The sequence below is a fragment of the Lentilactobacillus sp. SPB1-3 genome (assembly GCF_026913205.2).
Lineage (GTDB): Bacteria > Bacillota > Bacilli > Lactobacillales > Lactobacillaceae > Lentilactobacillus > Lentilactobacillus terminaliae.
Genome location: NZ_CP168151.1, coordinates 638,593 through 653,290, shown reverse-complemented (window position 1 = coordinate 653,290; position 14,698 = coordinate 638,593). Strand labels below are relative to the sequence as shown.

At 40.7% G+C, this 14,698-nt stretch carries 6 protein-coding genes, 1 tRNA gene and 3 rRNA genes; 1 reads left to right on the top strand and 9 read right to left on the bottom strand.

Annotated features, from left to right (window positions below):
* Positions 1 to 4: 4 nt before the first annotated feature.
* Complete coding sequence (gene trpS / locus O0236_RS03215; protein WP_268913916.1) at positions 5 to 1,021, bottom strand: tryptophan--tRNA ligase; 1,017 nt, start codon at positions 1,019 to 1,021, stop codon at positions 5 to 7.
* Between the two features lie 329 nt (positions 1,022 to 1,350).
* Here trpS and helD point away from each other — a divergent pair, with 329 nt between their 5' ends.
* Positions 1,351 to 3,663, top strand: a complete 2,313-nt coding sequence (helD, locus tag O0236_RS03210) for an RNA polymerase recycling motor HelD (RefSeq protein ID WP_268913917.1) — start codon at positions 1,351 to 1,353, stop codon at positions 3,661 to 3,663.
* Between the two features lie 37 nt (positions 3,664 to 3,700).
* Here helD and O0236_RS03205 read toward each other — a convergent pair.
* The 8 genes from O0236_RS03205 to O0236_RS03170 all read right to left on the bottom strand — a co-directional run bounded on the left by O0236_RS03205 (position 3,701) and on the right by O0236_RS03170 (position 14,656).
* Positions 3,701 to 3,773 (bottom strand) — tRNA-Thr (locus tag O0236_RS03205).
* 84 nt (positions 3,774 to 3,857) lie between these two features.
* Positions 3,858 to 3,974: ribosomal RNA gene (gene rrf / locus O0236_RS03200) — 5S ribosomal RNA — on the bottom strand.
* 76 nt (positions 3,975 to 4,050) lie between these two features.
* Positions 4,051 to 6,970: ribosomal RNA gene (locus tag O0236_RS03195) — 23S ribosomal RNA — on the bottom strand.
* A gap of 223 nt (positions 6,971 to 7,193) precedes the next feature.
* A 16S ribosomal RNA gene (locus O0236_RS03190) occupies positions 7,194 to 8,768 on the bottom strand.
* The 16S, 23S and 5S rRNA genes sit together here with 1 tRNA gene alongside, the layout of an rRNA operon.
* A gap of 519 nt (positions 8,769 to 9,287) precedes the next feature.
* Positions 9,288 to 11,348: an LTA synthase family protein gene (locus O0236_RS03185; protein ID WP_268912722.1), complete on the bottom strand. Its 2,061-nt coding sequence runs from the start codon at positions 11,346 to 11,348 to the stop codon at positions 9,288 to 9,290.
* A 58-nt stretch (positions 11,349 to 11,406) separates the two neighbouring features.
* Entirely contained in the window at positions 11,407 to 12,420 is a 1,014-nt protein-coding gene (locus O0236_RS03180; RefSeq protein ID WP_268912721.1) for a lysylphosphatidylglycerol synthase transmembrane domain-containing protein, read from the bottom strand.
* Positions 12,407 to 13,444, bottom strand: coding sequence for a glycosyltransferase family 4 protein (locus O0236_RS03175; protein WP_268912720.1), 1,038 nt, complete (start codon positions 13,442 to 13,444; stop codon positions 12,407 to 12,409). The genes O0236_RS03180 and O0236_RS03175 overlap by 14 nt, the downstream gene beginning before the upstream one ends.
* A 24-nt stretch (positions 13,445 to 13,468) precedes the next feature.
* Entirely contained in the window at positions 13,469 to 14,656 is a 1,188-nt protein-coding gene (locus O0236_RS03170) for a glycosyltransferase family 4 protein (RefSeq protein ID WP_268912719.1), read from the bottom strand.
* Between the last annotated feature and the right edge of the window lie 42 nt (positions 14,657 to 14,698).

The window sequence follows — 14,698 nt, the reverse complement described above, 5'->3', positions numbered from 1 at the left end:
TCTACTAGTTAAAATAGTTGATTCCAATTGCGTCACGTACTTCTTGAAGAGTTTGATTGGCAACAATGTTTGCCTTTTCGCTACCCTTCTTCAAAATATCGTAGACGGCTGCAGGATCTTGTTCGTAAACACTTCGACGTTGTCTAATTGGTTCTAGAACTCCTTGAAGGACTTCGTTCAAATATAATTTGATTTTTACGTCACCTAAACCACCATGACTATACTGATCTTTAAGTTCTTGAACCTTTTTCTTATCCTCATCAAAGATATCAAGGTAAGTGAAAACAACATTACCTTCAACCTGACCAGGATCTTCAATATGAATATGGTTCGGATCAGTGTACATTGACATAATTTTTTGTTTTACAGTGTCAGCGTCATCAGAAATGTAGATTGCATTTCCAAGCGACTTACTCATTTTCGCATTCCCGTCTAAGCCTGGAATCCGTCCCATGCCTTTAGGTGGGAAATATCCTTGTGGTTCAACCAAAATATCTTGTTTATAGATTGAGTTGAACGATCTAACGATTTCTCGCGTTTGCTCAAGCATTGGTTCTTGGTCATCACCAACCGGAACCGTATCAGCTTTAAACGCAGTAATATCGGCGGCCTGACTAATTGGGTAGGTAAAGAATCCAACCGGCACACTCTTACCAAATTCCTTTTGACGAATTTCTGATTTAACAGTTGGGTTTCTCTCCAAACGAGATACTGTCACCAAGTTTGAATAATGCTCAGTTAATTCAGATAATGCTGGAATTTGTGATTGAACTAAAATAGTAGATTTTTCAGGATCGATACCAACCGCTAAATAATCCATTGCTACCTGAAGTAAACTATTTCTAATTTTCTCTGGATCCCGTGCGTTATCTGTCAAAGCTTGCATATCAGCAATCATAATGTAAGTATCGTACTCACCGGAATTTTGTAATTCAACCCGATTTTTTAAAGAACCAACATAGTGACCAATATGTAACTTACCTGTCGGACGATCTCCCGTTAAAATAACTTTTCTTGCCATCTAATATCCATCCTTTCAAAAAACGCCCTATTGACTTGCTCAATAGGACGTTAAACCGTGGTACCACCTAAATTGCGGACTATTAATAGCCGCCACTTCTCAACGATAAGGAGTTACCCATTGTTTACCTTTTCCATTTCGATTTATCGTGACTACTTTCACCGTTTGTAGTCTCTCTGATAGTGACTTATCTACTTAACAAAATATCGCTTTTATTTTACTTATAAATCAACAAAATGTCAAAGTATGCTTGAATTGACAGGCACATAAAATACATCTAAAATGTTCAAAGCATTTATAATAACGACTAAAAGAAAGGACTTGCCCATTTGGATAATAATGAAAAGAAAATTGAACAGCAGCGTGTTGATGAAGTTGTAACCAAACTGACTGACAAGATTGATGATACCCAAAAGGAATATGACCGAGCTCACGATGAAACCAAACGGGTTCAACAAAGTTATTCTACTAACACGTCTGTTAACTATTTTGAAGTTGATGACCGGATTGAAACCAGTGCTGAATTACAACAGCAAAGAGGTTTGGTCTCAAGATTAACTGAAAACGAATCTATCTTAAAAGATCAATTAGATACTTATAAACAGCTAAAAAAATCACCTTACTTTGGTCGAATCGATATCACCGAAGATGATGAACCAACTCCTGAAAAGCTATATATTGGTACTGCTTCTTTCCAAGATAAAAATGGTGAATTTTTAATCTATGACTGGCGCGCACCTATTTCCAGTATTTACTATAACGGTACGCTGGGCAAAGTAAGTTATGAAGCTCCCATGGGTACACAAACTGTGACTCTGAATAAAAAGCGCCAATTTCAAATCAATGATAGTGAAATCAAAAATATGTTTGATACTAATGAAACTGTTGGCGATGAATTATTGCAAAGTGCCCTTGGTGAGCAAAACGATGAATACATGCAAAATATCGTTGCCACTATCCAACGCGAACAAAATGACATTATTCGTGACACACGTAGTGACTTGCTAGTTGTTCAAGGGGTGGCAGGTTCTGGTAAAACATCCGCAATTTTACAAAGAATTGCCTTCTTGCTATACCACAGTCGAGATACTTTAGAAGCGGATCAAATTATCTTGTTCTCACCTAACCGTTTGTTCAGCCACTACATTTCTGAAGTTTTGCCTAGTTTAGGTGAGCGTAATATGCGTCAAGTTACCTTTGCTGAATTCATTGATAACCGACTTAAAGGAATCAATGTTCAAAGTTTATTTGAACGATATGAAATTGACGACACCTTAAGCAAGACTGACATGAATATTCGCCAAGAAAAAGAAGCTGGTGAATACATGAATGCCATCACTGATTATTGTGATGCATTAACTGCCGATAAAATCGCGTTTTCTAATATCAATTTTAATGGTGAAATTTTCTTTTCTAAAGAAGAAATCAAACGGGTTTTCAATCAGTTTCCAGCGGCTTTAAAAACAGCTGATAAATTCACTAAGACAAAGAACGCACTAATTAAACGTTTAAAAAGAAGAATTGATAAAGAAACTCAAGCCGATTGGGTTAATGAGCAGATAGATGAAATGAATGATGAACGTTATCATAACTTATTGGCTGGCAAACGCTTGAATGATTTTCAAGATGAAAGCGCAGAAAGATTTTACATTGCTAAGCAAATTGTTACCAATCGTCTTCAATCTGTTTATGATGCGATTTTCAACAATAACTTTGTTGATCCGTATGTTCAATACGATGCGTTTATGAAACAATACACTGCACCTGTGCATGCTTCAACGGAAGAATGGCAATCTGAATTAAATAAGTTTATGCATAAACTTGAATTTCATCAAGTTGAATTAGACGACGCTGCCCCATTGCTATACCTCAGGGACTATATGTGTGGTGGTGGTCAAAACAATACAATGAAATATCTATTTATTGATGAAATGCAAGATTACACAGTCGCACAACTTAAATATTTAAAATATGCTTTTCCACAAACTAAATGGACATTACTAGGCGATAGTGAACAAACACTATTTAAGTCAGTGGAAACACCAAAGCAACTCTTAGATAGGCTGAATTCTTCTTTTGAAACTAAGCATTCTAGATTGATCAGTTTACTAAAATCTTATCGATCAACATACCCGATCACGACTTTTGCCAAATCGATTCTGCCTAATGGTAGTGATATTGAAGCTTTCCAGCGTGACGGTGATCTTCCTGAGTTGATTGTCACCAACGATTTAAAAGAATCGTATGATCAATTAACAAAATTAGTCTCAGATCAACAATCTAAATATGGTACGGTCGCTGTTTTAGTTAAAAATGTTGAAGAGGCTAACCAAGTCTATGAACAACTTCATTCCAAAGTCGATGTTTCATTGTTAAAAGATGCCGATCGAACTCTGCCAAAGGGAGTTTTGATTATTCCAATTTATCTAGCTAAAGGTTTGGAATTTGATTCTGTAATTGCTTGGGATATCTCTGAAAAGAATTATCCTAATTCAAATTATACTGGCACATTGTACACCATCTTTACACGAGCAATGCATAGCCTAACAATGATTAGTGTTGGTAAAGTAACCCCAATTATTAGTCAGGACTCGTTGAGTAGTAGTGAAATCAAAATTGATCACACAATTAATTATGACTAAAAAATGACCTTAATAGGTCATTTTTTTGTTTTTATTAAGCCGTTTCCGGGATTTGAACCCGGGACCTTTTCCTTACCATGGAAATGCTCTACCTTCTGAGCTAAAACGGCAATCTTAATTTTATATGAATCCTTAAAGAACATCAACCCAAGAAAAAAACCGCCGATAGAATTAACTATCGACGGTTTTAATTTGCGTGGCAACGTCCTACCCTCGCAGGGGGCGATCCCCCAACTACTCTCGGCGTGCTGAAGCTTAACTTCTGTGTTCGGCATGGGAACAGGTGTATCCTTCAGGCTATCGCCACCACACTATGTTACTTAGAGAACTTTGTTCTCTCAAAACTAGCTAATATTAATTTTCTGTACCGGTACTTACCACCATTTTTTGGTTAAGTCCTCGACCGATTAGTATTGGTCCGCTCCGTACATCACTGCACTTCCACTTCCAACCTATCTACCTCATCATCTCTGAGGGGTCTTACTTCCATATAGGAATGGGAAATCTCATCTTGAGGCGAGTTTCACACTTAGATGCTTTCAGCGTTTATCTCATCCATACATAGCTACCCAGCGATGCGCCTGGCGGCACAACTGGTACACCAGCGGTATGTCCATCCCGGTCCTCTCGTACTAAGGACAGCTCCTCTCAAATTTCCTACGCCCGCGACGGATAGGGACCGAACTGTCTCACGACGTTCTGAACCCAGCTCGCGTACCGCTTTAATGGGCGAACAGCCCAACCCTTGGGACCGACTACAGCCCCAGGATGCGATGAGCCGACATCGAGGTGCCAAACCTCCCCGTCGATGTGGACTCTTGGGGGAGATAAGCCTGTTATCCCCAGGGTAGCTTTTATCCGTTGAGCGATGGCCCTTCCATACGGTACCACCGGATCACTAAGCCCGACTTTCGTCCCTGCTCGACCTGTCTGTCTCGCAGTCAAGCTCCCTTCTGCCTTTACACTCTATGAATGATTTCCAACCATTCTGAGGGAACCTTTGGGCGCCTCCGTTACTGTTTGGGAGGCGACCGCCCCAGTCAAACTGCCCACCTGACACTGTCTCCCGCCACGCTAAGTGGCGCGGGTTAGAGTGTTCACACAGCGAGGGTAGTATCCCACCAACGCCTCTGTCGAAACTAGCGTTCCGACTTCATCGGCTCCTACCTATCCTGTACAAGCTGTGTCAACACCCAATATCAAGCTACAGTAAAGCTCCATGGGGTCTTTCCGTCCTGTCGCGGGTAACCTGCTTCTTCACAGGTATCTTAATTTCACCGAGTCTCTCGTTGAGACAGTGCCCAGATCGTTACGCCTTTCGTGCGGGTCGGAACTTACCCGACAAGGAATTTCGCTACCTTAGGACCGTTATAGTTACGGCCGCCGTTTACTGGGGCTTCATTTCTGGGCTTCGCCGAAGCTAACTCATCCACTTAACCTTCCAGCACCGGGCAGGCGTCAGCCCCTATACGTCATCTTACGATTTTGCAGAAACCTGTGTTTTTGATAAACAGTCGCCTGGGCCTTTTCACTGCGGCTGACCTTGCGGTCAGCACCCCTTCTCCCGAAGTTACGGGGTCATTTTGCCGAGTTCCTTAACGAGAGTTCACTCGCTCACCTTAGGATTCTCTCCTCGACTACCTGTGTCGGTTTGCGGTACGGGTAGTTGATTACTCACTAGAAGCTTTTCTCGGCAGTGTGACGTCAGTTGCTTCCCTACTTAAATTTCGGTCCTCATCACTACTTGTCAACCCGCTGAGAAGCATTTGACTCCTCAACTGACTCATAGCTTGAACGCACATTTCCAATCGTGCGCACAACTTAGCCTCCTGCGTCCCTCCATCGCTCAAACATAATCAACTAGTACAGGAATCTCAACCTGTTATCCATCGCCTACGCCTCTCGGCCTCGGCTTAGGTCCCGACTAACCCTGGGAGGACGAGCCTTCCCCAGGAAACCTTAGTCATTCGGTGGATCAGATTCTCACTGATCTTTCGCTACTCATACCGGCATTCTCACTTCTAAGCGCTCCACCAGTCCTTACGGTCTGACTTCATTGCCCTTAGAACGCTCTCCTATCACATGACCGAATGGTCATGTCCACAGTCTCGGTAGTATGCTTAGCCCCGGTAAATTTTCGGCGCGGAATCACTCGACTAGTGAGCTATTACGCACTCTTTAAATGAGTGGCTGCTTCTAAGCCAACATCCTAGTTGTCTATGCAACTCCACATCCTTTTCCACTTAGCATACATTTAGGGACCTTAACTGGTGGTCTGGGCTGTTCCCCTTTCGACGATGGATCTTATCACTCACCGTCTGACTCCCGGATATAAATCAATGGTATTCGGAGTTTATCTGAACTCAGTAACCCATGACGGGCCCCTCGTCCAAACAGTGCTCTACCTCCATGATTCTAAGTCCGAGGCTAGCCCTAAAGCTATTTCGGAGAGAACCAGCTATCTCCAAGTTCGTTTGGAATTTCACCGCTACCCACACCTCATCCCAGCACTTTTCAACGTACACGGGTTCGGCCCTCCAGTAAGTTTTACCTCACCTTCAGCCTGGACATGGGTAGATCACCTGGTTTCGGGTCTACAGCAACATACTTAAACGCCCATTTCAGACTCGCTTTCGCTGCGGCTCCGGCTTTTCACCTTAACCTTGCATGTTACCGTAACTCGCCGGTTCATTCTACAAAAGGCACGCTATCACCCATTAACGGGCTCTAACTGCTTGTAGGCACATGGTTTCAGGAACTATTTCACTCCCCTTCCGGGGTGCTTTTCACCTTTCCCTCACGGTACTGGTTCACTATCGGTCACTAGGGAGTATTTAGCCTTGGGAGATGGTCCTCCCGGATTCCGACGACGTTTCACGTGTGTCGCCGTACTCAGGATCCTGAACTGAGGGTCATTGATTTCATCTACGGGGCTATCACCCTGTTTCGCCAATCTTCCCAGATTGTTCGATTATCAACAACTTTGGTAACTCAAATGTTCAGTCCTACAACCCCAAAGAGCAAGCTCTTTGGTTTGGGCTGTTCCCCGTTCGCTCGCCGCTACTTAGGGAATCGATTTTTCTTTCTCTTCCTGTGGGTAATTAGATGTTTCAGTTCCCCACGTCTACCTCTGATCAGCTATGTATTCACTGACCAGTAACAGTCGATTAAAACTGCTGGGTTTCCCCATTCGGAAATCTCCGGATCAAAGCTTACGTACAGCTCCCCGAAGCATATCGGTGTTAGTCCCGTCCTTCATCGGCTCCTAGTGCCAAGGCATTCACCATGCGCCCTTAATAACTTAACCTAGTATCACTTCGTGATACTGATTAATTGAGTTTATGCGATTAAACTTATTCGTTAATTTTATTGACTCAATACGCGGTGTTCTCGGTTGAAATTATATTCTAAATATAATTCACTACAGAAAATTAATATTATCTAGTTTTCAAAGAACAAAATTTGAGAGTAGACCTCTCAAAACTAAACAAAACTTTCGACGATGTGTAGGTTTCCGTATTATTCCTTAGAAAGGAGGTGATCCAGCCGCAGGTTCTCCTACGGCTACCTTGTTACGACTTCACCCTAATCATCTGTCCCACCTTAGGCGGCTGGCTCCAAAAGGTTACCTCACCGACTTTGGGTGTTACAAACTCTCATGGTGTGACGGGCGGTGTGTACAAGGCCCGGGAACGTATTCACCGTGGCATGCTGATCCACGATTACTAGCGATTCCAACTTCATGCAGGCGAGTTGCAGCCTGCAATCCGAACTGAGAACGGCTTTAAGAGATTAGCTTGACCTCGCGGTTTCGCGACTCGTTGTACCGTCCATTGTAGCACGTGTGTAGCCCAGGTCATAAGGGGCATGATGATTTGACGTCGTCCCCACCTTCCTCCGGTTTGTCACCGGCAGTCTTGCTAGAGTGCCCAACTAAATGCTGGCAACTAACAATAAGGGTTGCGCTCGTTGCGGGACTTAACCCAACATCTCACGACACGAGCTGACGACAACCATGCACCACCTGTCATTCCGTCCCCGAAGGGAACGCCCAATCTCTTGGGTTAGCAGAAGATGTCAAGACCTGGTAAGGTTCTTCGCGTAGCATCGAATTAAACCACATGCTCCACCGCTTGTGCGGGCCCCCGTCAATTCCTTTGAGTTTCAACCTTGCGGTCGTACTCCCCAGGCGGAGTGCTTAATGCGTTAGCTGCAGCACTGAAGGGCGGAAACCCTCCAACACTTAGCACTCATCGTTTACGGCATGGACTACCAGGGTATCTAATCCTGTTCGCTACCCATGCTTTCGAGCCTCAGCGTCAGTTACAGACCAGACAGCCGCCTTCGCCACTGGTGTTCTTCCATATATCTACGCATTTCACCGCTACACATGGAGTTCCACTGTCCTCTTCTGCACTCAAGTCTCCCAGTTTCCGATGCACTTCTCCGGTTAAGCCGAAGGCTTTCACATCAGACTTAAAAGACCGCCTGCGCTCGCTTTACGCCCAATAAATCCGGACAACGCTTGCCACCTACGTATTACCGCGGCTGCTGGCACGTAGTTAGCCGTGGCTTTCTGGTTAAATACCGTCACGGTGTAAACAGTTACTCTTACACCTGTTCTTCTTTAACAACAGAGTTTTACGAGCCGAAACCCTTCTTCACTCACGCGGCGTTGCTCCATCAGACTTTCGTCCATTGTGGAAGATTCCCTACTGCTGCCTCCCGTAGGAGTTTGGGCCGTGTCTCAGTCCCAATGTGGCCGATTACCCTCTCAGGTCGGCTACGTATCATTGCCTTGGTGAGCCATTACCTCACCAACTAGCTAATACGCCGCGGGTCCATCCTCAAGTGATAGCCGAAACCATCTTTCAAACAAAAACCATGCGGTTTTTGTTGTTATACGGTATTAGCACCTGTTTCCAAGTGTTATCCCCTGCTTGAGGGCAGGTTACCCACGTGTTACTCACCAGTTCGCCACTCGTCTAATGTTAAATCCATCGCCGTGCAAGCACATTGATTTCATTAACGTAGACGCGTTCGACTTGCATGTATTAGGCACGCCGCCAGCGTTCGTCCTGAGCCAGGATCAAACTCTCATTTTAAAATGATAAGCTTGTAAGCTCATGATTATTTTTTTGTTACTAGCGAATTGACTTCGCAAATTGTTTGTCTTTGATCTAACGATCAAAGAACCCTACACATTTGTTTGTCGAAAATTTTGTTCAGTTTTCAAAGGTCTACATTGTGAATTAGAAGCTCTAATCAGAAATAAATTCCGATGTGATAACTTGAAATTCAGTTGTGTGTTGCGATTAAACAACGAAGATAAGTATATAACATTCAGAAAATAATGTCAACAACTAATTTATTTTCGAATTGGTATATGTCGTTCGTTCTCAATCAGCAACAGGTAATATCTTATCAAGAATCAAGAATGGCGTCAACACTTTTTTCACCACGACTTAAAGAATATTCTCAAATAGAAATAAAGTCAATGAAGAAGACCTTCTATGAATCATGTAGAACAAACAAAATAGGCGATGCCTCGCTGATTACATATCAGCAAAACATCACCTACAAATTTATTAAGTCAATTAACAAAGCTTTAGAAACCAATTCAATTATTTTAATTCGGGTGCATCAGTCTTATATTCAGAAACCGTAGACTTATTATGATTCTCTGCCATGATGCTGGTTGGCTTTTTCTTTTGAGCATCATCAAGATTCTTCAAGGACTTAGTATATTGATAAGTAAAGTCCTTCTTATTGACCTTAGTGAATCCTTTTGGCGTGTAAAATCTCAAAAGATCTCCATAAATTACCCTGTCGGAAAGAGATAATTCCGTAGTGACATGGTTTTGAATTGAATCGATTTGCTCAGATTGTTTCTTGTTAGGAGTAATCTCTTTACCAGTTTTGGTTAAGTATACCGAACTACCAACTTTAGTATACTTAGGCGTCACAAAATCACCATCCCTAAACGCAACGGTTTGATCGTGCTGTTTAGACAATAAATCAGTACCAAATTGAATGGTGTTGTTATTTTTATCACCAATCAAATGTAGCAACGTTGGTAAGACATCGATCTCACCACCATACGTATTTCTGATTCCGCCTTTAAGATTTGGTGAATGAATCATAAATGGTACTTTTTGGAACTGTGCAAGATCATAACTATTAATTGATTTCTTGTGCAACAATTGTGCAATAGCGGGACGATGATTATTAGAAATACCGTAATGATCTCCATATAACACGATTGCACTATTTTTATAAAGCCCAGTCTTCTTTAAGTAATTCAAAAATTCACCAAAAGCTTGATCTAGATAGTGAGCCGTCTGAACATATGGATCAACAGTCTTATCACCAGTCTTAGTAGCTGGAAAACTAGTATTTTCTTTATCCAACAGATATGGATAGTGGTTGGTTAAAGTAATCAGTTTAACGTAAAACGGCTGTGGCAATTGTTGTAGATATTGAGCAGAATCTCTAAAGAAGATTTTATCCTTTAAACCATATCCGACGCTATAGTTAGGTTTTTCCTTATAGTACTGTGAACTAAAGAAGTACTGGTATCCCCATGACTTATAAGTACTATCACGATTCCAAAAACTTGGTACATCACCATGGAATGCTGCGGTCGTATATCCCTTTTGGTCAAGGATTGCAGGAGCAGCTTGATACGTGTTTTGTGAACCATAAGTCACCATAGCAGATCCTTGTGGCAATCCATATAAGGAATTTTCAAGCATCATTTCAGCATCCGAAGTTTTACCCTGGGCTACTTGATGATAGAAGTTATCAAAACTCAGAGTGTGCTTATTCTTGTAGAACTTATTTAAATTAGGGGTAACTTCCTTACCATCAACCTTATAGTTGATCAGGAATTGTTGGAAACTTTCCAAGTGAATAATGATAATATTTTTATTCTTAAGCTTACCGAAGTATGAAGGATCGGCCTTGGCACGAGAATGTTTCAGATATTTAAGAACACTATCCATATCACTAGCTTTAGCATGTGATCTAGTCGCAGACTCTTTTTGTGTCTGATAAGCGTTAAATGCAGCGTACTCATTTAATCCCAGATACTTAACAATATAGTTGTTATCAAAAGATCTAGTCAGTAACCCCGTTCGATCTGTGTTTGCGAGACCGTACTCACCCCACATCAAGAATAAGGAACCGATAGTCACTATTAAAGCTTTGTACTTTTTAAATGGCCTAGTATCCACTCTAATGGCTTTAGTAACTAGTAATACCACTAGCACAATAATATCCAAATAAACTAAAAAGTCAGTTGGATGAATGATTTCCATTAAACTCTTACCAAGATTATTTTGAACATTACCTGACCCTTTAATAATACCAAGGGATAAGAAGTCAGAAAATTCTCGATAGTAAACGATATTGGCAAATATCCAAGTAGTTTCAATAAAATCAATAATCAATATCAACCAGTATTTCAATCTACCAGAAAAATATAGTGCCACCCCAAAAGTTAACAATGCCGCTGGGATTGGGTTAACTACTAATAAGAATTGTTGCATTGAACCCTTAGCACCAAGCGTGAACTTAGTCTGGTAAACAATATATGTTTTAATACAGAAAAGCACGATCACTAAAAAGAAAAATCCCCAGGTCGTGTTAAAAATATTTTTAACTCGGTTTTTAATATCCGACATTCTTAGTTTCCTCCAAAAGCCTCTTCATTTAATATTAGTGGGCATTAATGAATGTTTTTTAATCCCTGACCTTATCAGGTTTCATTACTAATCCAAAGATTCCAGCAAACATTCCAAAGTAATAGGTAATGATTCTCCATAAAAGCATTGCCAGGACCATCTTGCTATTGTTAGTAATGTAACTACCGAATAATGATTCAAAAGAAAACTCTGCTCCACCGGAACCACCCGGAATTGGAAATAGTGAAATAATCATTACGATCATCACATGCAGGCTTGTAATCATAATGACGTTTGCGTTGGTATAACCCAACGAAAGCATAATAAAGTATGGAATTAAGTAGTACGCGATCAGCTGAATAAACGTCAATCCGGTAACTTTCCATAGCAAACTGGCTTTACGGCCAATTCTGACACTTTCTTCATATAAATTATCAATTTTACTGAGTAAAGTAGCCAGCATTTCGTCATACCTATCATCCTTCATAAACCACTTGGCGGGCTTCGAAAGAATCATTGCCATCTTCTTAGTAAATTTGGGAACGTACATAACTAATAGCAGTCCCACAATAACTCCAAGATGAATAAAAAATCCTAGCACAATAAATAACGCTAACAGATGCAGCTTACTGGCAACATAATGAAAGCCAATTACCAAACTAATAAAGAAGTTCACTACGATCATAGCCTGGTACACGACAAATTTGATCAATAAAACCGAACTTGCTCGACCGCCATCGACTCCTGTCTGCATCATCACAAATAGTTGTCCAGGTTGACCGCCAGAAGAAAATGGCGTTATCCCATTAAATAACTGTTCAACCAACGGCACTCTTATTGCATCTCTAAAAGTAAAGTGTTCTACCCTATCAGAAACAAGTACCTTAGTGATTACAGCTTCAACAAACAAATAGATAATGATACAAATAAATGCAACTAGTAGCCACCAGAAGTTAAGTGAAAAAAAGTCGGAAATTAAGGAACTCAATTTAACATCTCGAATTGAGTAAGCAAAAATAGCAACCCCCAACAGCAGCATAATTGAAAGTGTTATCTTATTATTTCTTGACATATGACCCTTCCTTGGATTGTTCAGTATAAAAATCAAACCAAATTTTTGCTAAGTGGTCCTCTGAATAACGATCACTCGCTATGATTGATTGCTGACGGTATTTGTTTAGAAGTTCTGAATCATTGCTTAATTCATGAAGCTTCTCATTCATTTCAGATTCGTCCTTACAACCAATATAGTATCCATCGATGATTGAATGGTACAAATCTAAGTCTCTCAGCATGACTGGTGTATTGGTGCTAAAAGCTTCTAAGACAGACATAGGAAAGAGTTCGTTATAAGAGGGTAATAAGAATAAGTCACTGATGTTATAATACTCAACCATTTCATCCCTAGAAATAATTCCTGGGAAAGACAAATTTTTAGGTGGATTTTTCACTACCTTTTCTAGCTCAGCGTAACCTTCAGTTATCTTGCCAAAAGAGAATCCCCCAGTCCAAATGAATTGAACCGATGGATTTTGCTCTGCTAGTTTGATAAAATCCAGAACTCCTTTTCGAGTCTGAATCTGTCCGCTACCTAGAACTGTAAATTTATTTAGGTCATACCCATATTTTTTTCTTAAAGCTAATTTTTGGGCATCATCCACCGCGTAAAAAACTTTTTTACTAACAAAATTGGGAATATATGTAATCTTGTCCCTAGGTATGCCATAATTTACCAACTTATCAATGAATGTGGGATTAACCACAACAATGTGATCCATTCGCTTATAAAAAGCAATGACATACTTATAAAAGATGCCCTTAAATGGTTGTGGTAACTTAATGCTACCCTCTAAAGTTTCGGGAAGAAAATGAACGTATCCAATTTTTCTACCACGACTTTTAGAAAATGTGGACAAGTAAAATGTGGGATTGATCGTGTGATAGTGCGTGATGTCTGCCTTACCATACTTGTTAATTGTGATTTTAAAATCATTGGGAAAATGCTTCTTGAGCATCTTTACCAACTCGGAATATGCGCTTCCCACACCCTGGCCCTTTACCTTCTCAGCAGTAGAAAACATATTGATTTTTAACATACAACTTTCCTTCCAGATTCAAAATTATTCAAGAGTATCGATTGAACTATTTCTAGTTAACTCCTGGTTAACTCTCATGTCTCGATAGAAATCAACCACTCGATTGCCAAACGTCTGTGCAGAAATCTCATGTAGCTTGTTGGCAAGTGTCTGAACTACGAAATGGTCAGTTCTATCGACTGGTTCTGTTAGGTACCGATCAACGATTGAAACAAACTCATCATCGTTATTAAATGTTTGACCAAGACTTCTACTATTCAATAAGCCATCCGTATAATCACTTGATCGAACAATAACGGGAACACCAGCGGCCATCGCTTCAATATACGTTAATCCTTGCGATTCCGATGTCGACGTTGACACAAACACATCTGCAGCTTGATAAAAAGCATTAACGTCATCATTAGAAATTTCGCCCGTGAAAATTACTCTATCGTTCAAGTTCATTTCATTAACTTGATCCTTTAACGCATCTTTAGCGGGGCCATCCCCGACTATCATCAATTTAACATCCGTTATTGATTTAGCTATTTGTGGCAACAGATTGATAACGTGATCGATATCTTTTTCAAAGGCTAATCGACTAAGTGTAAGAATCAACGGTGTTTTTTCATCTATTTGATAAGCCTCACGGATATTTTTTTGCACAGGATTATTAAATTTATCCACATCGATTCCAGTTGGAATGATCCGCATATTAGCTTTAACACCATAATCAGTGAGAGTGTCTAGCACTCGGTCAGATGGAGTAATAACACCATTTAAATTATGGCAAAAAGCCAAAGTCCCTTCTTTGACATGTACTGGACGCAATAACCTGCCGTTTGCCACGTAGTGCAAATAGTCTTCATACATCGTGTGATATGTATGCACACAGGGAATATTCAAATTTCTAGCAACAAACTTACCGATCATTCCCATCGAAAATTCAGTTTGAGTATGCACGATATCCAAATTAAGTTCCTTAGCAATTTCATAAGCTTGAAACAATCCTCTGACGGCGATTCTTCTGTCAGTAAAGGAAACAAATGGAATACTTGAGAACCTAAAGATATCTTTTTCAAACTTGTCTTTATCAACATGAGGGTCAGTGGTAGTGAAGATATAAACCTGGTGCCCCTGGCGTTTGAGTTCATCCTTCAAAGTTTTTATCGAGGTAGCTACACCACTTACTTGTGGAAAATACGTGTCAGTGAAAATTCCAATATTCACGATAAGCTCCCCTTTCTTTTTTAAGTATTCGTACTCCGTCTA

Coding starts and splice junctions, on each gene's coding strand:
- trpS (WP_268913916.1), bottom strand. CDS start 1,021: ATGGCAAGAAAAGTTATTTTAACGGGAGATCGTCCGACAGGTAAGTTA.
- O0236_RS03185 (WP_268912722.1), bottom strand. CDS start 11,348: ATGTCGGATATTAAAAACCGAGTTAAAAATATTTTTAACACGACCTGG.
- O0236_RS03180 (WP_268912721.1), bottom strand. CDS start 12,420: ATGTCAAGAAATAATAAGATAACACTTTCAATTATGCTGCTGTTGGGG.
- O0236_RS03175 (WP_268912720.1), bottom strand. CDS start 13,444: ATGTTAAAAATCAATATGTTTTCTACTGCTGAGAAGGTAAAGGGCCAG.